The organism is Micromonospora peucetia (assembly GCF_900091625.1).
Lineage (GTDB): Bacteria > Actinomycetota > Actinomycetes > Mycobacteriales > Micromonosporaceae > Micromonospora > Micromonospora peucetia.
Genome location: NZ_FMIC01000002.1, coordinates 2,261,897 through 2,281,595 on the forward strand (window position 1 = coordinate 2,261,897; position 19,699 = coordinate 2,281,595).

The following is a 19,699-nucleotide window of genomic DNA, read 5'->3' on the forward strand; positions in this document are numbered from 1 at the left end:
GCCGTGCCGCCGACCGGCGAGCGCGCGCGTCGGGCAGAGTGGTGCGGTGACCGTTGAGCTGGAACGCCCGGCGACCCGCCGGATGCTCGGCACCGAGACGCTGCTCGTGCTCGGCCTCTCGCTCGGCCAGTCCGCCGTCTACGCGATGGTGTCGATCATCGCGAAGCTGACCGCCGACGGGCCGCTGTCGAAGCAGACCGCCGCACTCAACACCTCGGCGTCACCCCGGCCGTGGCTGGACCTGACATACCAGCTGCTCGGGATCGTCTTCGCGCTGCTGCCGGTGCTGCTCGCCGTACACCTGCTGGCGCGGGACCCCGGCGACCCGGCACGGACGCTCGGCCTGGACGCCCGGCGGCCCGGCCAGGACCTGGCCCGCGGCGCCGGCCTGGCCGCGCTGATCGGCCTGCCCGGGCTGGCGCTGTTCTGGGCGGCGGCCCAGCTCGGCGTCAACGCCACGCTGGTGCCGGCCGCGCTGCCCGAGGTCTGGTGGACGGTGCCGGTGCTGATCCTCGCCGCAGTGCAGAACTCGGTGCTGGAGGAGGTGATCGTGGTCGGCTACCTGGTCACCCGGCTGCGCCAACTCCGGTGGCGGATCGTCGCGATCGTCGCGACCAGCGCCCTGCTACGCGGCTCCTACCACCTCTATCAGGGCTTCGGCGCCTTCCTCGGCAACGTGGTGATGGGCGTCCTGTTCAGCCTCTTCTACCTGCGCACCCGCCGGGTCATGCCGCTGGTCGTCGCGCACACGCTGCTCGACATCGTCGCCTTCGTCGGCTACGCCCTGCTGCCGAAGGAATGGTTCGACTGGCTGTGAGGCGCCGCTCTGCCCTTGCGCCCCCTTCGCCGGCCCCCGTCTTTGCCGGCCCTCTCCGCCGGCCCCTCTTTCGCGCCGGCCCCTCTTTCGCCGGTAGATCTTGGTAGGAAACCGCCCCTCCGGGGGCACTTTCGTACCAAGATCTCCAGCCGTCGCCGCGGTTCCGCAGCCGTCGTGTTCCGCTCAGCCGGTCGGCGGTCGCCGGTAGGCGGTGATCGCGCGGGCGGCGAGCCGCTCGGCCGCCGCCGCGTCGCCGGCCGCCGCCGCGAGCAGCGCCAGGCCCGGCAGCAGCCGGGACGCCAGCCGCAGCGCCAACCAGCCGCCCGCCTGGGCGACCAGCGGCGCCGCCAGCCGCCACGCGGCCTCCGCCGCCCGGGGCCAGCCCGCCGCGCCGGGTTCGTCTGCCGACCGCGCTGCCGCCAACGCGACCCGCGCGCTCTCGGCGTCCGGGTGCACGCGGGTCAGCACCAGCAACTCCACCGCCCGCTCCGGATCGGCCGGGTCCCGGCCGTACGCCGCCGCCAGGTGCAGCACCAGGTTGGCCTGCGCCCACAACACCGCAGCCAGCTCAGCCACCGGCGCGAAGAGCCCCGCCAGCGCGGCGGTCGCCCCGCCCGCCCCAGCCTGCCGGACGAACCGCCGGGTCGCGAGCCGCGCCAACCCGTCGGCACCCGCGTCGGGGTACGCGTCGCGGAGCCGCTGCGCCCAGTCGCGGGCGCGCGGCCCGACCGCCTCGACGGCGGCCAGGGCCAGCAGCTCCGGCGCGAAGGCGGGATGCTCGAGCACCCGCGCGGCAGCCACCCGAAGGACCGTTTCCGGCGTACGCCCCAGTGGGGCGCTCGCCACCACGGCGTCGGTGTCGGCGGCCGGGGCCGGTGCTGGGCTCGGGGCCGGGACCTCGGTCACGGCTGAGACTTCGGTCTGCGGGGCCTCGGTCGGGGTCGGGGCCTCGGTCGGGGTTGAGGCCTCGGTCGGGGCCGGGGCGAGCGTCGTCGGGGCAGTCTTCTTCGCGGGTGTCGATCTCCGGGCGGGCGCGGTCTTTGCCTCGGACGTGGCATTTCGGGCGGGTTCGGACCCTGCGGCTGGTGTGGCCTTCTTCGCGGCAGCCTTCTTCCCGGGTGCCTTCCTGGCGGCAGGCGTCTTCCGCCCGGGCGCGGCGTTCCCGCCGGAGGACTTCGGGCTCGCGGCTGACTGGCCCACAGCGGTGTCTGTGGCGGAGGCCGGTTGCTTCGCAGCGGTGTCTGTGGCGGACGTCAGTTGGTCTGCGGTCGAGGCTGGTAGGTCGCCGCTGGTGTGCGGGACGTCACTCTTGCTTATTTCCTTCGCTGAATCGGGAAGCTCCCGTGGCGCAGGCTCGGCCGAGCGGTCGGCCTGGCGGGGCAGCGGCGAATCGGCCGAAGGCGGTTGGAAGAGCACGGCGGGCGCTGGCTTCGCCCGCCGGGGGCGCTTCCCGGAATCCTCCGGGCCGGCCGGCCCGGGTGGTGCGGGAGGCGGGCTGAAGGCTGCCTTCGGGGAGCGTCGACGCGCTCCCTCAGCAGGCTCTCGGCGGGTCGGCTCGCGCGGCGGCTGCTCCTGCATATCGATGGAGCGTAGTCCCGATCACGCCCCCGCACAGCGGAGAAAGGCGAGACCGGGACGAAGCCCCGGCCAGGTGAGGGCACCTCGCCACGTCAGGCGGAGGGACGGACAGGGAAGTCGCTTTGCTCCTGATGGGTGGGGCCCTGTATCCTCGGGCGCGGTGGTCTGCAGGGCCACCAGGGAGACTTCGCCTAGTCTGGTCTATGGCGCCGCACTGCTAATGCGGTTGGGGTCTTAAAGCCCCTCCCGGGTTCGAATCCCGGAGTCTCCGCGCGAAAGCCGGGTGTGTAGACTGGCTGAGCACCGGGCGCCCGTAGCTCAATGGATAGAGCATCTGACTACGGATCAGAAGGTTAGGGGTTCGAGTCCCTTCGGGCGCACCTCCAGAAATGGCCTCCCACCTGCGGTGGGAGGCCATTTCGCTCTCCCGGGAAGGCCGGGCAGGGATCACCAGACCTTCCGGCTGCTCACGGATTGCTCACGGGGCCTTCCGCTTGTGCGCGACGGCGCAGCCGGCGAACCGGATCGCGACCCCGTCACCGTGATCCAGACGGTTGTCGACGCTGGTATCCGCATGATCGACACCGCCGATGCGTACGGCAACGAGGAGCTTGTCGGCCGCGCCATCCGCTCCCGGCGTGACCACGTGATGTTGGCCAGCAAGTTCGGCCTCCGGCCGCGCCCGGACACACCTCAAGGCTTCGATGTCCGAGCCGACCCCGCATACGTGCGACACGCCTGCGACGCCAGCCTGAAGCGGCTGGGCATCGGAGTCATCGACCTGTACTACCTGCACCACCGCAGCGACACGGTCCCCATCGAGGAGACCGTCGGTGCCATGGCGGAACTGATCACCGACGGAAAAGTGCGCGCGCTCGGACTCTCGAACGTCAGCGCCGAGGATCTGCACCGCGTCCAGGCCGTGCACCCGATCGCAGCGCTGCAGGAACGGTGGTCGCTGACCGATCGCGGCGTCGAGGACGGCCCACTGTCCGCCGCAGCCAGGCATCACGTGGCCATCGTGGCGCACTCACCGACATCCCATGGCCTACTCCACCAGGAGCCGCATGACGGCGGCGCGACCGCGCACCCGCAAGCGATCCTGGCACGCATCGCCCGGCAACTCCGCGCCACGCCTGGGCAAGTCGCGCTGGCCTGGGTTCACCACCGCGAGCCCATCCATGGACTCAGAGTCATCCCGCTTCCCGGAACCACACGGATCAGCCACGCCCGAGCGAACATCGCAGCCGCCGATCTCGAACTGCCCGAAGAAGCGCTGCAACAGCTCGACACCATGCATGCCAGGCGGTGACACGCGCACCCAGGCGATCATTGGCGGTGACGGTCGAGTGATCCACGCATCTGGCTTCCGGCAGCGCACCATGTCGTCGGCGTGGGGGAAGGTTCGAATCCTGCCGGGCACTTCGAAGATCAGCCACCCTTCCTGGTCGGTCGGAGGCCCGTCTTGTTCGGAGGTCCTCCTCAGCCCGCTGTTCGCCGCCGGTCGGGGACCGATCAAGGATTGATCTTGGTTCGTGGAGCGAGAAGTCGGTCGGGGCGACCCGGACCGGCCCTGCGCGGCCTGCTCGCTCCGTTTCCGATGGCGAGCGGCTGACCGCGTGGGCCGGCCGGTGACAGGGCCAGGTCAGAGCGCCGGGGACAGGTGCAGGAGACGGTTGGGCGAGCCGGCCCCCGGGTTGATCACGACCGGGCTGGCGACGCTGAACAGGTAGCTGGCCACCTGGGCCGGTGTCCAGGTCGGGTTGTTGCTGAGCACCCGAGCGGCGACGCCGGCGACGAGCGGCGCGGCGTGTGAGGTGCCGCTGATCGTCTGGGTCGCGGTGATCGAGTTCCACCAGGCCGACGTGATGCGCTCGCCGGGAGCGAAGATGTCCAGGCAGGGACCGAAGTTGGACCAGCTTGCCCGGTTGTCGTTCGTCAACGTCGCGCCTACGGTCAGCGCGGTCGGCACCGACGCGGGTGAGACGGTGCAGGCGCTCACGTTCGAGTTGCCGGCCGGAACCGTTACCGTGATGCCGTCGGCGACCGCGTTCGTCACTGCGGTGTTGAGCGCGACGGTGGGGCTGGTCAGCACGCCGATGTTCGCCACGGCCGGCTGCCCGGCGAGGTGGTTGGCGATCATCCAGTTGATCCCGTTGATCAACATCGACAGCGTGCTCGGCAGGGCGCAGTCGAACACCTTGACCGCGACCAGCACAACGTTCTTGGCCGCCCCGTAGGTCGTCCCGCCGACGGTGCCGGCGACGTGGGTGCCGTGCCCGCTGCAGTCGTTGGCCGGGAGCACGCCGTCGACGGCGTCGTAGCCGTACACCGCCTGGCCGCCGAAGTCGACATGGCTGATCTGGATCCCGCTGTCCACGATGTACGCCCGGACGCCGGTCCCGACACTGGTGAAGTTGTAGGTACCACTGAGTCCCAGGGATGCGTCGATCCGGTCGAGGTTCCACGGCGCGTTCGTCTGGGTGGTGGCCAAGCTGGTCAAACGGTCCTGCTCCACGACCGCTACCGCCGGGTCGGCGGCCAGCCGGCGGGCCACCAACTCGGAGGTCCGCACGGAGAAGCCGTTCAGCGCGTCGTGCCAGACCTGGTCCGGGCGGAAGCCGTACCGGTCGGCGAGGCGGGACACGCCAGCCTGCCGATCGCCGACCGTACCGCCGCTGTCCTTGAGGGTGACCACGTAGCTGCCGGGAACGGGGGTGGCGTTGCCGGTGCCGAGGATCTCGCCGGTCGTCCCGGACGGCGGTTCGGTAGCGGGTGTCGCAGTGGCCGGTCCGGCAGCCACGGTGAGGAGCATGACCGTGGTGGCGAGCGTGGCCATGGCGGCCGTTCCGGCTCGACGCTCGCGGGCGAAGATCGTGTGGCGGTGGAGTCCCATCTCCCAGCCTCCCTCTGTTCCGGCCATTCCGGCGGGCGTACGACGCGCCGATTGAATGGTCCGAACGGTTTTGCTGGATCGTACAGCCGATATGTGGCCGGATTCCATCGTGAAATTCATCAATTCAATCGATGGGAGTCTTTTTGGGCATGGAGTGAGAAGAGTTCTGGCCCGGTGTATCAGGGCTGCTTCCGGGGCCTCGACTGCGGCTGCTGCTGCCTGCGGGGGCCGCAAGGGGGCGCCGGGCAGTACTCCGGCACGTTGGTAAGGTCGCAACTGCCAGATCGGGTGAGTGTCCACGCGGTGACCGACACCGCCTCGCGTCCTCTCGATTGGCGGCTGTTCCTGCCGACCTCGCGGGACGAGCAAGGCGTCGACGAGGCCGACTGCCCCGATGTGGCCGTTCGTCGGGCTCGCGCTCATCCCGGTGGTTGTCGTGTGCCTGACGGCCGCAGCCCTGGGCGACGGCGCCCTCGGCGCGAGCCTCGCTCGAAATGCCATGTTCTTCGTCGGTGCAGCGCTGCTACTGCTCAGCACGTTCGGACAATCAGCAACGGTCGCGGTGCCGATCGCTTATTTCTTCATCGTCAGCCTGCTGGGAGGCAGCCCGGGTGGGTCCGCCGAATGGTGGGCGGTGGTCCGTGGACCGGCCGATCCGGCATCGGTGATCGCTGCCGTATTCCTGCTGATCTTCGCGTCGGCGATCTTCCGTCTCCGTGCCCGACAGGCAGCCGCGCTGCTTTCCTGTCTGACTGCGACCGTACCTTCCAACCCGGGATCGGCCGGGCCCCAAGGCCGACCCTGGGGCCTGAAAAGCATCCGCCCATGCCGCGATCCGCGCGTCACTCGCGGCCAGCCGGCCCGGTTGGGGGTACGTCCAATGACGGCGCACCCAGCCGACAGCGCCAGGCCAGCAGCGTGGCCGGGGTGGCGGGGCAAGGCACCTCGCACCGCCCGCGGCCGCTCGGAATGCTGATCACTCCGGCGGGTGGGTCTTATAGTAGGAAAGAGTGATCAAGGTGGTCAATGAGGTCGTGTCGTCGTCCACCATCGCCCTCCGACCTATGGGCGAGATCGAGGGTGTTGCTTTGATCCACTAGCTGTGCGTAGGATCCCCCTCCGGGAGGGCGATACATAGCACGGGGGCATCCTACTGTTAGTAATTGCGCAGTCAAGTATCTGCGAGGGTGGACCTTGCCGAATGTGGGCTGTGGATGGGTGCAGTATCGAATAACGCGCACCTTTGGTGGAGTCATTCATGCCTTTATCCATCTTCAGGCAGCAAGGGCCGAACGGTGCGCCGCGAGATGTGTCGCCGCTCGAACCCTTACGTAACGACATCGTTGAATCGCTGTCTGCGCGCCTCGCGCCGGGGCAGACGCACGTTTCGACGTTCCACCTCTGGCCGTCCGCGGAATGCCCGGTGGGGTGTGGCCACTGCAACTACGCGTTGCCGATGTCGCTAACCAGGGTGACCAGGTGCAGCGTCGGTGGTGACCCCGCGCCGCTCGTGCCCTCGCCGCCGCTAGGCCATCCTGACGGCGACCGCCTCGAACCAGGCGGTCAGCATGGTGGTCTCAGTTGGTGCCTACAGACTCGACTGGCTTGTAGAGCGGCCTGCGGGCGCATGCATTCACTCTCTCCTCGCGGCTCACGTCCTCGCTCTTGCCTGCTCTCCGTTATCCCTCCTTCTGCGACGGAGGAGCGAACGCAATCCCATCTCTGCCACAGGAGCGGCCGTGACTGAGCAATTGTCTGAGTTAGCCGATTGGACCTCAGGAGACGAACCGCTCCTTGAACTACCTACCGACCGACCGCGTACCCACGCTTGCGGCAGCCGTAGGGTGGACGAGCCATTCGCCATCACCGGGACCATGGCCGAGCAGGTTGACGTATTGGCGGAGCGGATCGGGACCGACGGGTGTGTGGTGCTCCAGACCGCGTGGCGTCTCCTGCTGCACCGCTATAGCGGGCAGCGACGATTCGTCATGGGTGTGACGTGTGTGCCCGTCGGGTCAGCCAGAGCGGACCATCACATTACGGAGCCAGGCGCCGTCGTCGAGTGTGGTGATCCTGGACTACTAGGGTTCGACGCATTGGCGAGAGCAGGCGGCTCCGATCTCATGTGCCTCCCCGGTAAGCCGGCAGAGCATCCGGGCGACGGCGAACGCCGATCCGAACCTCGAATCCAGACGGTACGCGCGGCGTTTGCCTGGTATGGCCAGGGGACAGCGGTCCACAGCGGGCCATCGGAGTCTCCCGTCACCGATGGGAGCACCTCCAAAGCGGAAATCGCACTGACGATGACTGCGACCTCCGCCGGTCTCGATGGTCAGCTCAGCTACGATCCTGACTTGTTTGACCGCGACACCGCTCGTCGCATGATCGCTCACCTGATGGCTCTCCTGGGCAGCGCATACGCCGATCCGCACACTCCTGCTCGGCTTCTCAGCATCCTGACAACCGACGAGGCCACGAGGGTCACCCGGCAGTGGGGACGGGGCAGGGCAGTCAGCATTCCAGATCTGTGCCTTCACGAACTGTTCGAGGAACAGGCAGATCGGGTGCCCGACACCGTCGCAATCTCGTGTGGCGACTCCACGCTCACCTATGGTGATCTGGAGCGACAGGCCAACCAGTTGGCTCGGCTACTCCATCAGCACGGGATCGGGCCGGAGTGCCGGGTGGGCGTTCTCATGAAGCGGGGTCCGGGGGTCATCGTCGCGATCCTGGCGATCCTCAAGGCTGGCGCAGCCTACGTACCGCAGGACCGCGATCAGCCCGTAGAACGGACGACAGCCGCTTTTGCGGCCGCCGGTGTCAGCCTGACCATCGCGGATGCCGGCACCGCTGATATTTTGGCGCCAACCGGTCTCCCCGTTTTGGACGTCGACCAGCATGTCACCGAGCTGCGGACACAACCGACCGACCGGCCGGAGTCCCCCGCCACCCCGAGCAATCTGGCGTACGTAATCTTCACCTCCGGCTCCACCGGCACGCCGAAAGGCTCAATGATCGAGCACCGCAGTGCGGTGAACTACCTACTGTGGGCTGATTCCGTGCTACCCACGGGCCATCGGCAGGGCACCCTGGTTCATACACGTTTGAGCTTCGACTTCACAGTGCCGTGCATTTTCCTTCCCCTCATGAGGGGCACGGAGATGGTGCTGATGCCCGACGGTGCGAGGATCGACGAGGTAGTCGACGTGCTCACCAGCGACGCCGATTTCGATTTTGTCCGGCTTACCCCATCGCACCTCGAAGTGCTCGACGGGCATCTCCGGCTACGGGGCGGAAGACTGGCCACCAAGACGCTGTTCGTCGGCGGTGAACCGCTGCGCCTGGAGGTCGTCAGGTCCCTTGCGGCCCGGGTAGCGGGATTGACGGTGCTGAGCCAATACGGCGCCACGGAGGTTACCGTAGGCGGTTGCTGCGTGGATGCGACCGCCGTTACTGCCGAAGGCGGTCGAGGGACCACCCCCCTGGGGCGCCCCAACCCCAACATCGAGGTCTACGTGCTCGATGAGAATCTTCTACCGGTCCCGTATGGGGTCGTCGGCGAAATCGTGTTCGGTGGTTCTGGGGTGGGCCGCGGCTACGTCGGGTCACCGGGTCTCACGGCTGAGCGTTTTGTGCCTGACCACCTTGGCGGCCGCTCTGGTGCCCGCCTGTACCGGACGGGGGATCTCGGACGATACCGAGCAGACGGCACGCTGGAGATCGTCGGGCGCCGGGACCGTCAGGTAAAGGTAAACGGGCATCGGATTGAGCTTGCTGAGGTGGAGAATGTCCTGCATACCCACCCCGGGGTAGAGCGGGCCATCGCAGGCGTCGTCGGTCGGCCAGATGGGCAGCGACGCCTGGTGGCCTACGTGCAGCCTCGCCCATCGTCGGAACCGGTCACTGCTCGACACCTCCAAGAGATGTGTGCCGCTGCGCTGCCGTCGTACATGGTCCCGGCCAACATCATCATTGTGGAGAAGATACAACTTACTCCCAACGGCAAGATCGACGTGCAGGCAGTTTCTGATCACGCCGACCGGATTAGCGACAAACCGTCTCTTCTCAGTCCTGACGAGCAGCGGATTGCGCGGGCGTGGCAGACGGTACTCGGGGTTGACGTGGTGAGGTCCGAAGACGACTTCTTCGGACTTGGTGGCGATTCCCTCGCGGCGATGCGTGTGGTCCATCTTCTCGAATCAGTGGAGCGTGTTCGGATCGGGTTGGGTGATGTCTTTGCCCATCCCACCCTGTCAGCACTGGCGGCAATGGCGAACAAGATGGAGAGTCTCGCCCCGATTGCCGTTGCCGCCGAAAATCTGGCGGGCCAGTCAGCGGGCACTCTATCCCCGACCCAACGCGGTCAGTGGCTCCTACATCAGGTGTACCCCGAGTTACCGATATACAACGTCCCCTTGGCGTATGAGCTCACGGGGCAGATCGACGTAGCTGCGCTGAACCAGGCGTTGAACCTCCTGGTAAGCCGGCACGAGGTGTTGCGCACGTCCTTCCCGGAGAGTGGTGGCGTCCCCACCCTTCGGGTGCATCCTCACGTTAGTGTCGCTCTCGGCGAGGTTGATGCGACGGGAAACGACCCGACGGTCCTAGAGGCGCAGATGCATCTCGTGGCGCGAACACCTTTCGACCTCGAGCTCGCACCCCTGCTACGCGGCAGCTTGGTTCGACTTTCTCCCGACCGGCATGTTCTTCTTCTCTGTCTGCACCACATCATCTGTGACGACTGGTCAATCGGTGTCATCACCAACGAGTTGAGCGAGCTCTACGACAGCATCGTGGGATCGCGGCCGGCACGCCTGCCAACGCTGAACGTCGTGTACTCCGAGTTTGCGGCGTGGTACCAGCAGTGGCTAAGCGGGGAACGGCTCGAGCGGCAGCTGGACTACTGGCGCTCAGCCCTCGCCGGCTACGTCCCCTTCGAACTCCCTACCGACAAGTCGCGCCCAAACCACCGACCAGTAGGTGGCGACCGGGTCGAGGTCGATTTGCCCGGTCCCCTCGTGAGTCGGCTCCGCACAATCGCTGAAGATCATGGTTGCACGCTCTTCATGGCGCTTGCCGCAGCGTTTCAGGAACTGCTGGCAGGATATGCCGAACGGGACGATGTGGCGATAATCGTGCCAGTCGCGGGCCGCCACCACCCCGGTACGGAGTCTCTCGTAGGGCTTCTGATGAACACGATCATCCTACGTGTCAACACCAGCGGTGCTCCGACTTTCGCAGAGATGATGAAACGTGTGAGGCAGTCGGCGCTCGGCGCGTTTAGCAACTCGGACATTCCTTTCGTACGGCTTGTGCAAGAGCTCAATCCTCCCCGCGACCGAAGCCGCCAGCCCTTCGCTCAGATCGCCTTCGCGCTTCAATCAGTCACTCCTTCCCCCGTAAGTTTCGCAGGCATGGATGTCCAACAGGTGCCCATCCACAACGAAACTGCCAAGCTTGATCTGATGGTCGAGGTGATCCCCGCTTCGCCGACACGCTGGTCGTTGCGCGCCGAATACGCTACCGAGATATTCGACCGCGATTCGATACAGGAACTGGTTCTCCGCTTCCGTCAGCTACTCACCGTCGGAGCAGACGATCCGAAAGCGCAACTCTCGGCCGCACAACTGGTTGAATAGCATCATCCCTCGTAGGCAGCCCTCTGGCTTAGGTCTGCGGGTTGGAGCCGTTTCTTCCTCTCTCCACAATTCCCGGTGACCTTCCCCATCCACTGCGCTACCGCCCGGCCCCGACTTCTTCACTTTATGCAAGCGACTCGGTCCAGATGAGTGAGACGCGAGACACCGTCAGCACAAACAACGCCTCGTTGCTACTTGCGGGGGATTTCAGGCATAGATACCATCGATGATGAATGCCGACGTCCCGCTTGCCGTACGTTCAAGAGCGGGGAAGCTGCATGACAACAGTTAATTCCGGTAGCCCTCTATCGCGAGCCAAGCTACCTCTGCGCACTGCCCAAAAGACCCAGTGGGGGAGATTGAATCACCGGACTCACCGGTCGACCCTCGATATGTAGAAATCGGTCAGGAATGAAAAACGAGTACTGCCCCGACAGGCGAACCGTCATCCTGTGCGTCGCGGCCAGCGACTCCCATGTCGTCGCAAACCACATCATAGCCTATTTGCTCAGATCGCATGGCTTTAACGTGGTGAACCTTGGAGCCTGCACGACAGTATCCGATATTTGCGATGCCCTCCTTCGGTGGCCAGAAGCGGAGGCGGTACTCGTCGGCAGCCTCAATGGACATGCCCGGCAGGATCTTGCCGACCTGCCTGAGGCGAAAGATCGCGGTGCGATCACCTGCCCGGTGATTGTTGGAGGGAACCTGTCGGTCGCCGTGGACAGCGACATCAGCAAAGATGCGGCCCTCTACGCGCTGGGGGTGGATTACATCCTTCGCGACCCGTCCATGATCCCGGCGGTACTCGATCGGCTCCGAGTGCAACGCGACGACGATCTGGCGGGCTCCCCGGCTTCGCCACGCATCGAGGAGCCAAGCAATGGATGCTGACGAGTTGCCATTGATTGCTGACTCGGTTGCCTTCGTCAAGGGATTGAAAAAGCCCACTGTTGCTGATGTTCTAAGGTCAGCGCAGGCCCAAGGCCTTGTGGCGATTCAGCCGCGATGTGGTGTCGGCGGTCATGAGCAGATGCGCGCCCTGTTGCTCGCCCTCGAAGAAGGCGCCCGCCCCGACATCCTGAGCCTGACAATCGACTCCTACACGCGGCTCAACCAGTTCGACATGGCGCTGTCAGCGTTGTGCAACGCCCCTGAAGAACTGAACGGCTACCCGCTGGTGACGCATGGGTGGCGGCGCGGGCGCGACCTGAACCAGGCGATTTCCGTCCCGCTTGAGGTACGTCATGGCTCTCCACTGCCGCGCCGGTTGTTCGAAACCGCAGTTGCGTCAGGAATAACGTCCTTCGAAGGCGGCGGAATTTCATACAACTTGCCATACTGCAAAGACGTGCCGCTCGTGGACTCGTTGAATGCGTATGCGGAGATAGATGCCAGGTGTGGGGAACTGGCTCAAGCGGGTGTGGTCGTTGACCGGGAGTTGTTCGGCAGCCTCACCGGCGTCCTTGTGCCACCGTCGGTGAGTCTCGCAATCAGCGTACTGGAAGCGGTTATGGCCGCTCATGCCGGAGTGGCTTGCATATCGATTGCATACCCGCAATCCGGAAACATGGTGCAGGATGTAGCTGCGTTACGCGCGATTCGGTCTCTTGCAGTTCGCTATCTGCCGCCGTCAGTCGACGTCTATCCAGTGCTCCATGAGTTTATGGGAGTCTTTCCGAAGAGTCGTGCTCGTGCTGAACAACTCATCTTCGCTGGCGCCCTGACCGCAAGGTTGGGCGGTGCCGCGAAGGTGGTCACAAAGACAATCCAGGAAGGATATGGCATCCCAGACGCCTCGGCGAACATTCACGGGATGCGACTGGCGCGGGTCGCGAACGCCCCTTTCATCCATTCCATCCGGCTCGATGAGTCCGCCCTGGATGAAGAGCAGTACTGGATCGAACGCGAGGTGGATGAAATCGTTGGGCCACTGCTCGAGGCCATCGACCTTCCGCTGGCGATCTCCTCGGCATTCGAAGATGGCTCTTTGGATGTTCCGTTCAGCGCAAGCAGGCACGCGAGGTCAAGCGTTATGCCGTGTCGTGATCGTGCCGGCGCAGTACGTTACCTGGATGCGGGAGGACTTCCGTTCTCCGAAGATGTCAGACGTCGAAACCGTAGCTTGCTCGAGGATCGGTGGCTCACGGCCGATGATCATGAACGAATGCAACTGCTGATGGCGGACATCAACTACTTCCTTGAGCCACCAGGAGAGCAAGAGTTCGACTTTGTGCCGGCTGTGGTCGAGTCGGCAACTCAGGGATCTGATCCGGAGGAAACGTATGTTGCATGACTGGTTCATCCGGAGCGTTGAGAAGTATCCAGACGAACCGGCGCTGATCGCCGACGGCCGGCAGTTGAGCTACGCCGAGATGGACGAGGTCTCATGCAGTATCGGCCATCGCCTGCTCGCCGAGGGCGTCGCCCGGCCGCGAGTCGGCTTGCTCGCCACGCGGACCGTCGAGACCTACGCGGCCTACATCGCCGGCCTGCGGATCGGCGGTGTCGTCGTGCCGCTCGATCCTTCTCATCCCGCAGATCGCCTGGCCATGATCGCCCGTTCGGCCGGCCTGGATTTCATCGTCGCCGACGACACGGCGGACGCCGCACTCCTGGACGTACTCCCGGCTCGTGTCGTGTCCATCGGGTCGTCTGCGGCATCAGATGCCGCTGCCGGATCGGCGTTGCGAGACAACTCACCTGACTGGGCGGGCAAGCCTGACGACCTGGCCTATCTGCTGTTCACCTCAGGCTCGACTGGCCGGCCCAAGGGCGTGCCGATCAGGCACGGCAACGTAGACCCGTTCATCGAGTTCAACGTCGCCCGCTACGGGATGGGACCAGGCTGCCGGCACTCGCAGATGTTCAGCCTGACGTTCGACCTGTCGGTCTTCGACATGTTCGTCACCTGGGGCTCCGGAGCCGCTTTGGTGATACCGTCGGCCGACGACGTTTACGATCCAATCGCGTTCGTCAACAAGAACCGGTTGACGCACTGGTTCTGCGTGCCCTCTCTGGTCTCCATGGCCTCCCGAGCACGGCTGCTGTCTCCGGGATGCATGCCGTCGCTGCGCTGGAGCCTGTTCTGCGGGGAGCAGCTCACGCTCAACCAAGCGCAGGCATGGGCCGAGGCGGCGCCGAACAGCGCCTTGGAAAATCTCTACGGACCGACCGAGCTCACGGTGGCGATGACGTCCTATCGCTTGCCGAAGGAACGCAGCGCCTGGCCGGCGACCTCCAACGGGACCGTGCCGATCGGCGCGGTGTACCCGCATCTGGACTTTCAGATCGATCCGGAGTTCGGCGAGCTCCAGGTGCGGGGCTCCCAACGGTTCCACGGCTATCACGACGCCAAAGACAATGAGGGAAGGTTCATCGAACCCGCACTTCCTCGACCCGGGTCCGATCGCCACGAACCAGGGCCTGAGGCGTGGTACCGCACCGGCGATCGAATCGTCCTCGAAAATGGTGTCCTCGTTCACCTGGGCCGCCTGGACCACCAGGTAAAGATCCGCGGCTACCGGATTGAGATGCCGGAGACAGAGAGCGCCCTACGAATGTGGGGAGGCGTCGATGACGCGGTCGTCCACGCAGTCGCGCATCTCGACGGGCAACTCGAACTCGCTGCCGCTTGCACCGGTGACGTTCCGTCAGTGAGTGAATTACGCAAACGACTTCGCCCGCATCTACCCGACTACATGATACCTACCCGCATCGCGAACCTGGCCGGCCTTCCGGTGAACGATCGCGGCAAGATCGACCGAACTGCCTGCGCGGAACTGCTGCAGAAGAAGTTCGCGCGCTGAGTCGGGGCGTCCGGAGCATGGGAGCGGGGAAGGCGATGACGCCAGCGGATAAGACGGCGTGCGTTTCTCTTTGAGCGATCGCCCAGGCCCGAGTGGCATCAGGACCCCGGCAAAGTAGTAATGGTGTCCAGCTTGGGCAGCTTGGGTGGAAGTGCCGCTGTTGGTGGCGGCACGAGAACGCCCTCGGTGGCCTAGTTTCAGCGGGGATCAGCCGATCAGATCCGAGTACCTTCCCTACTTCCTTCTGTTGGAGAACCCAATGCCCATGGACCGATTTGTGCGGACGTCGCTGGAAGAATCGATGTGCGACCTGTTTGCCGAGTGTCTCGACATCGAGACCGTTTCGGCGACGGACGATTTCTTCGACGTCGGTGGTCACTCATTGCTCGCCGCCGAGGTTGTGGCGAGGATCAGCACCGAGTTCAACGTCAACCTGAAGCTTCGTGACTTCTTCCGCAATCCGACTGTCGCGCATGTCTGTGAGCTCATCGCCGAACAGGACGGCGCCGTCCTGGGCGAGCGCGCGTGAGGACGCCCATCACTTCTTTGGACCCGCTCGGCTACGTGTTCTACGCGGATAGGCACGGTGGGGCCTTTCGGCGATCCGGCTCACCGGGTCGATCTCCAGCACCGCGTTCATCGCCATGGTGCTCAGCACCGTCGCGACGGTCATACTGCAGTGGACGCTGTGCGTCATCAACGCCAAGCGGGACCTCGAGGTCGCTGCGTGGCACTCGATCGCCACCGGCAACGCCGACCCGCCGAGTTCGACGGGATGACCAGTCGGGGCACCGCGCCGATTCCGCCAGCCCGGCCCGGTCGATCCCGCCGCCCGGCATCGCCGGCTCCGGGCGCACGCGATCGGCATAGGGCTGCCGGAGCGTCTGGCGACACCGTCCGAGGGCTCCCGGGGTTGCCCGGACCCGTGCCGGACTCGGTCGTGCCGGTGACGGCTGCGAGCTGATAGCAACCCACCGTGGGAATCCCGGGACCTGCAACTGTCCCGTTGCGGAAGACGCAAATATGGATGATCATATGCTTCGAGCACTCAGCCGACCTGTGGCGATGGTGCAGATGTTGTCGCCGCACTCCGTCGACACCTACCTTCAGGCAGGCGACCCCCTGCAGGTCACTGTCAACTCCTACACGACACCCGGCCTGGTCCTCCTGGCCCACGAGGATCCCGGCACGATCCTGGTCGACTACCGCTTGCTGCGCCAGTTGGAGGCAGACCATGCCCTGTTCCTGTCAGCCTGAACGGCCGACGCCGACCCGGTTCTGCCGCGCCACGCCACGGCACCGTGGCGTCGCGACTGGGGCAGGGGGCACATGGTGAACTCCCGCAGCCTGGTTGTCCTCCCCGATCCGGCCGCGGACTATCTGCGGGCGGTCGGGGCCGGGGAGTTGCCGGCCGACCTGCCAGCCGGTCACGCCGTCACGGTGCTGGGGCCAGAACTCGCGGCGAAGAGCTTCCAGCGCCCGATGTTCGTCCCGGAGCGTGAGATCGCTGCGTTCTACGCCGACTTCGAGGTGCTGCTCGATGTCGTCGGCAGGCTGCCCGATCTACTCGCGGGCGGCAGCCTGGCCGCGTTCGGCGCGCTGACCGACGCGCCGGCGGCGATCCGCCCGATGCTCGTCGACACCGACCTACCACGCCTCGTCCGGTACGGCCGCGCCGACCTGATGCACGACGGCACCGGCTTCAAGGTGATCGAGCTGGGCCTGTCCACCGCGGTCGGCGGGGTCCGGCGGGCACCTCTGGGTGCCGCGATCCTGGCCGACCCACGATTCAGCCACTTCGCCGAGCGACACGGACTACGTCACCTCGATTCCGTCACCGGTTTGGTCGACCTGTTGGACGCGGCGGCGCCGGAGCATTACACCGGAACGCCTGGCGACCTCAGGGAGGTGCTGATGGTCGAAGCGACCGGGGCACTCGCGGAGTGGGCCGCCGCGTGGCAGCCGCTGGCCGAGCGAATCGAGACGCGCCCCTTCCGGACTCGGCTGGCAGAGATCGCCGACCTGTCGAAACCCGATGGGCCCATCGCCGACGGTGTCGCCGGAGTCAGCGCGATCCTGCGGCTGTTCAGCCTGGAGGAACTCGCCGCGGAGCCGGACCCGATGGTCGCCTGGCGGCGGCTGCACCCGTCGGCGGACAGCACCATGCCGCCGGTGGTCACCGTACCGGCGCATGACGTGTTCAACAGCAAGTCCTGCCTTGCCCTGGTGCAGCTGCCCGCAGTGCAGGACGCGCTGACCGAGGCTGAACGTGCCGCGTTGCGCCGCATCCTGACCCAGACGACCCGCATCGACGCCCCGTACGATCTGACCGGCCTGATCCGCGATCGGTCCGACAGCATCCTCAAACCGACCACGCTGGCCCGTGGTGAGGGCACGGTGGCCGGCTGGACGGTCGACGACACGACCTGGCGCGAGGCGCTCACCACGGCGGCCAGGGACGGCCGGTACATCGTGCAGCGGCGGGTCGTGCCCCGGGTCGAGCCGGGTTGCGGCGAGCAGGGCAGCACGGTGCGTGACTGGCACGCGGTGTGGGGGCTGCACTACGGGCCGGCCGGGCTCACCGGTCTTACCTCCCGACTGGTCGGGGAACCGAGCACCGTCATCCGCGGCACCACCGAACGAGGTGTCTTGCTCGCGCCGGTGTTCCTCAGCTCCGGCGCTCATTCGTCGAGCGATGATCGCCATGGGACGGCCACCGCGGAACGCTAACTTTCGCTATCTCTGGGCCGCGCAGACGATCAATCGTTTCGGTTACGACGTCGCGACGGTCGTCATCCCGTTGTTCGCCGTGCAGACCCTGCGTGCGACACCTGGGCACGAGCCGACCGTTGACGCCAATGCCGCATAGTTAGACCGGGTGGCAATCCGGGTCTGATCGTGTTGCTGATGCTGGATCGTGGTTGGTTCGGAGTTGTCAGTCGCCCTGATGGACTGAGTACGTCACACCGCCCGCGCCGATGTACACGTCGACGTACTGTTCGCCGGCGCAGGCCGGCACCCGGGCCCCCGCGAGCCGTACCTGGTCGGGGCCGGGGTCGGCCGCCCGCATCTGGGCGGCGGCGATGACCCGCCCGAACTCCTCGTACGCGACATTCTCGTCCTCGCAGCCCCCGACCACATAGAGCTCGACTGGTCCGTTGCTCGCGTCCTGGCTGACCGCGGCCAGGCTCGTCAGTAGCTGGTTGATGGCGTCTTTGGCCTCCTGGAGGCTGCCCATCTCATTGGCGCTCAGGTGGCTGCAACCGACCCGCCAGCGACCGCCGCCGACGGGCGCGCGGGCCAGCACGGCGACGCATGGGCTGACCCCACCAGTGCCGGCGAGAGCAGTCGCGCCGATGGCGGCGGTCGGCCCGGTTCCCATGTCGGCCTCGGCTTCCGCGTGCAGCGCGTCGGTGTCCCCAGCGGCGATCCGGCCGTTGTGCGGTAGTGCGTCTACGGCGCGCGCGAGCGCGCGCCGGTGGATCGCATCGAACCCCGCCTGGTTGTCGTCGTCCAACTGGTATTCGTCGCCGGTAGGGCCGGCGCTCGGGCTGGTCTGCGCGCTCTGGGCCGGGACCACCCGGAAGATCTCGCAGTCGAACGGATGGATGAGCTCGTCGTTCTCGACCTCGTCCGGGTCGGTCAGCCACATCCACGATGTGGTGGCGAAGCGGTTGTTCGTCTCCTGGAGCATGAGGTGAAGGCCCTTCAGATGTCAGATTTGGGGTAGACGCGTCGCCTGGCGCCCGGTGCCGAGTCCGTCTTGACCATCGGGGCCTGGGCGAAGATCGGCGGTGGCGCGACGGCCGTCAAGGGCCCTGGGATGCCCAACGCCTCTACCACCCGGATCCGCTCGGCCGGTATCGCTTCCGTGGTCTGGAAGTTGTTCGGGTCGCCGCTGTTGTCCCGGCGCCACTGGTCGCTGCCGTCGACGGCCTTCTTCGGCATGTCGAAGGTGAGGACGAGCCCGCCCTCGTCGGCGACGTCGCGCAGGGTCGGCTCGTTGCGCTTCGTCCCCATGGCCCATTCGGTGTGCTGCCGGGCATAGGACAGCGCCACGTCGAAGTCGAGGGTGGCGGTGTTCCAGCCCTGGTCCTTGCTCTCCCTGGCGATGTCGTGTCTCTCCCAGCGCTTGCAGCCGATGGCGCTGCCGGCTTTGCTCGGCGTCAGGCCCGTGACTTGGATGCCGTCGCCGTAGAAGTTGCACCGGTTGGTGCCGTGGTAGAACCGGTACACATCCGCGGGCGGCGGGTTCTGTGGCGGGTTCGCCAACCGCCACAGCCGTTGCTGCTGCCCGTTGTACGTCTGAAGTGCCTCCACGTCGCTCGTGTTCACGCCGAGGTGTTCGAATGCCGTGGCCAACCGGTACAGGATCAGCTTGTCGGCGACGGTGGCGAGCCCTGGCGTGGCGTACTTCGGGGACAGGACGATGGTGTTGGTGGCCGGCAGGTGGTCGCTGCCGACGGGCCTGTCGAGAAGTGCCACGGTCAGCGGCGTGCCATAGGCGGTGTTGAGGGCCCTCAACACATCGGCGACCACCTGCTCGGCCGCGGACCACTGCGCCAGACGCGCGGTCAGTGCCTGATGCGGGTGCGGGGCTGGTGGTTGGGCCGGTGCCGGGCCATCGGTGGTGTCCCGTGGCGGGCGGATCGGCTCGTCGCGGTAGACCGGCACAGGCGTGGGGACAAAGGGCTGGACGGGTACCAGTGGAGGCCCCGAGGTCTGCGCGGGGAATGGCTCGTTCGGCTGCATTCCGTGACGCTATGCATTGCGGTCGCGAAGCGTTAGCGGCGAGTCAACAAACAGACGCGAGGAGACGTTCAGCAACCGAGCGGCTGTGACCGTACGGCCCGGCCCCGCTCCTGCTCAGGGCGGGACGGCGCGGGACGGGTCGCCGGGCGGCCCGTCCCGCGTACGTCGATCTGGAACTGCGGTCTTCCAGACCGGATCCGATGGCGGA

15 protein-coding genes and 2 tRNA genes are annotated in these 19,699 nt (G+C 66.2%); 13 read left to right on the forward strand and 4 right to left on the reverse strand.

What is annotated here, in order from left to right:
* Window positions 1-46: 46 nt before the first annotated feature.
* On the forward strand, window positions 47-817 hold the full coding sequence (locus GA0070608_RS10615) for a CPBP family intramembrane glutamic endopeptidase (RefSeq protein ID WP_091625971.1): 771 nt from the start codon (window positions 47-49) through the stop codon (window positions 815-817).
* Window positions 818-1,000: 183 nt separating this feature from the next.
* Here the strand turns inward: GA0070608_RS10615 and GA0070608_RS10620 are convergent, their stop codons facing one another.
* Window positions 1,001-1,723, reverse strand: coding sequence for a hypothetical protein (locus GA0070608_RS10620; RefSeq protein ID WP_245715762.1), 723 nt, complete (start codon window positions 1,721-1,723; stop codon window positions 1,001-1,003).
* Between the two features lie 852 nt (window positions 1,724-2,575).
* On the opposite strand from GA0070608_RS10620, the gene GA0070608_RS10625 reads away from it, so the two are divergent.
* The 3 genes from GA0070608_RS10625 (at window position 2,576) to GA0070608_RS10635 (ending at window position 3,707) form a co-directional block, all read left to right on the forward strand.
* Window positions 2,576-2,666, forward strand: a tRNA-Ser gene (locus GA0070608_RS10625).
* Window positions 2,667-2,702: 36 nt separating this feature from the next.
* Window positions 2,703-2,775: transfer RNA gene (locus tag GA0070608_RS10630), tRNA-Arg, on the forward strand.
* Between the two features lie 116 nt (window positions 2,776-2,891).
* Window positions 2,892-3,707, forward strand: a complete 816-nt coding sequence (locus GA0070608_RS10635; protein ID WP_091625978.1) for an aldo/keto reductase — start codon at window positions 2,892-2,894, stop codon at window positions 3,705-3,707.
* 333 nt (window positions 3,708-4,040) lie between these two features.
* Here GA0070608_RS10635 and GA0070608_RS10640 read toward each other — a convergent pair whose 3' ends face one another.
* Window positions 4,041-5,291: a S8 family peptidase gene (locus GA0070608_RS10640; RefSeq protein ID WP_091625982.1), complete on the reverse strand. Its 1,251-nt coding sequence runs from the start codon at window positions 5,289-5,291 to the stop codon at window positions 4,041-4,043.
* A 394-nt stretch (window positions 5,292-5,685) separates the two neighbouring features.
* Here GA0070608_RS10640 and GA0070608_RS32565 point away from each other — a divergent pair, with 394 nt between their 5' ends.
* The 9 genes from GA0070608_RS32565 to GA0070608_RS10675 all read left to right on the forward strand — a co-directional run bounded on the left by GA0070608_RS32565 (window position 5,686) and on the right by GA0070608_RS10675 (window position 17,469).
* Window positions 5,686-6,267, forward strand: a complete 582-nt coding sequence (locus tag GA0070608_RS32565) for a hypothetical protein (RefSeq protein WP_176733681.1) — start codon at window positions 5,686-5,688, stop codon at window positions 6,265-6,267.
* A 1,327-nt stretch (window positions 6,268-7,594) separates the two neighbouring features.
* On the forward strand, window positions 7,595-10,930 hold the full coding sequence (locus tag GA0070608_RS10645) for a non-ribosomal peptide synthetase (protein ID WP_176733682.1): 3,336 nt from the start codon (window positions 7,595-7,597) through the stop codon (window positions 10,928-10,930).
* A gap of 411 nt (window positions 10,931-11,341) precedes the next feature.
* Window positions 11,342-11,824, forward strand: a complete 483-nt coding sequence (locus GA0070608_RS10650) for a cobalamin-dependent protein (RefSeq protein WP_091625989.1) — start codon at window positions 11,342-11,344, stop codon at window positions 11,822-11,824.
* On the forward strand, window positions 11,814-13,226 hold the full coding sequence (locus GA0070608_RS10655) for a methylaspartate mutase (RefSeq protein WP_091625994.1): 1,413 nt from the start codon (window positions 11,814-11,816) through the stop codon (window positions 13,224-13,226). The genes GA0070608_RS10650 and GA0070608_RS10655 overlap by 11 nt, the downstream gene beginning before the upstream one ends.
* A complete protein-coding gene (locus GA0070608_RS10660) occupies window positions 13,216-14,739 on the forward strand; it encodes an AMP-binding protein (RefSeq protein ID WP_091625998.1) in 1,524 nt (507 codons plus the stop codon). Before GA0070608_RS10655 ends, GA0070608_RS10660 begins: the two co-directional genes overlap by 11 nt.
* Window positions 14,740-15,016: 277 nt before the next feature.
* The gene (locus GA0070608_RS10665) at window positions 15,017-15,268 is read left to right on the forward strand and encodes a phosphopantetheine-binding protein (RefSeq protein ID WP_176733683.1); all 252 of its coding nucleotides are present in this window, start codon (window positions 15,017-15,019) and stop codon (window positions 15,266-15,268) included.
* Window positions 15,269-15,383: 115 nt separating this feature from the next.
* On the forward strand, window positions 15,384-15,518 hold the full coding sequence (locus GA0070608_RS33960) for a hypothetical protein (RefSeq protein WP_281186075.1): 135 nt from the start codon (window positions 15,384-15,386) through the stop codon (window positions 15,516-15,518).
* Between the two features lie 256 nt (window positions 15,519-15,774).
* Window positions 15,775-15,996, forward strand: a complete 222-nt coding sequence (locus GA0070608_RS10670) for a hypothetical protein (RefSeq protein WP_141719438.1) — start codon at window positions 15,775-15,777, stop codon at window positions 15,994-15,996.
* 75 nt (window positions 15,997-16,071) lie between these two features.
* Complete coding sequence (locus GA0070608_RS10675) at window positions 16,072-17,469, forward strand: hypothetical protein (RefSeq protein ID WP_141719439.1); 1,398 nt, start codon at window positions 16,072-16,074, stop codon at window positions 17,467-17,469.
* Window positions 17,470-17,674: 205 nt separating this feature from the next.
* Here GA0070608_RS10675 and GA0070608_RS10680 read toward each other — a convergent pair whose 3' ends face one another.
* Both GA0070608_RS10680 and GA0070608_RS10685 read right to left on the reverse strand, forming a co-directional pair.
* Window positions 17,675-18,433 carry a hypothetical protein gene (locus tag GA0070608_RS10680; protein ID WP_091626010.1) on the reverse strand — a complete coding sequence of 253 codons (759 nt, stop codon included), beginning with the start codon at window positions 18,431-18,433 and terminating at the stop codon, window positions 17,675-17,677.
* 14 nt (window positions 18,434-18,447) lie between these two features.
* On the reverse strand, window positions 18,448-19,491 hold the full coding sequence (locus tag GA0070608_RS10685; RefSeq protein WP_141719440.1) for a hypothetical protein: 1,044 nt from the start codon (window positions 19,489-19,491) through the stop codon (window positions 18,448-18,450).
* Window positions 19,492-19,699: the final 208 nt, after the last annotated feature.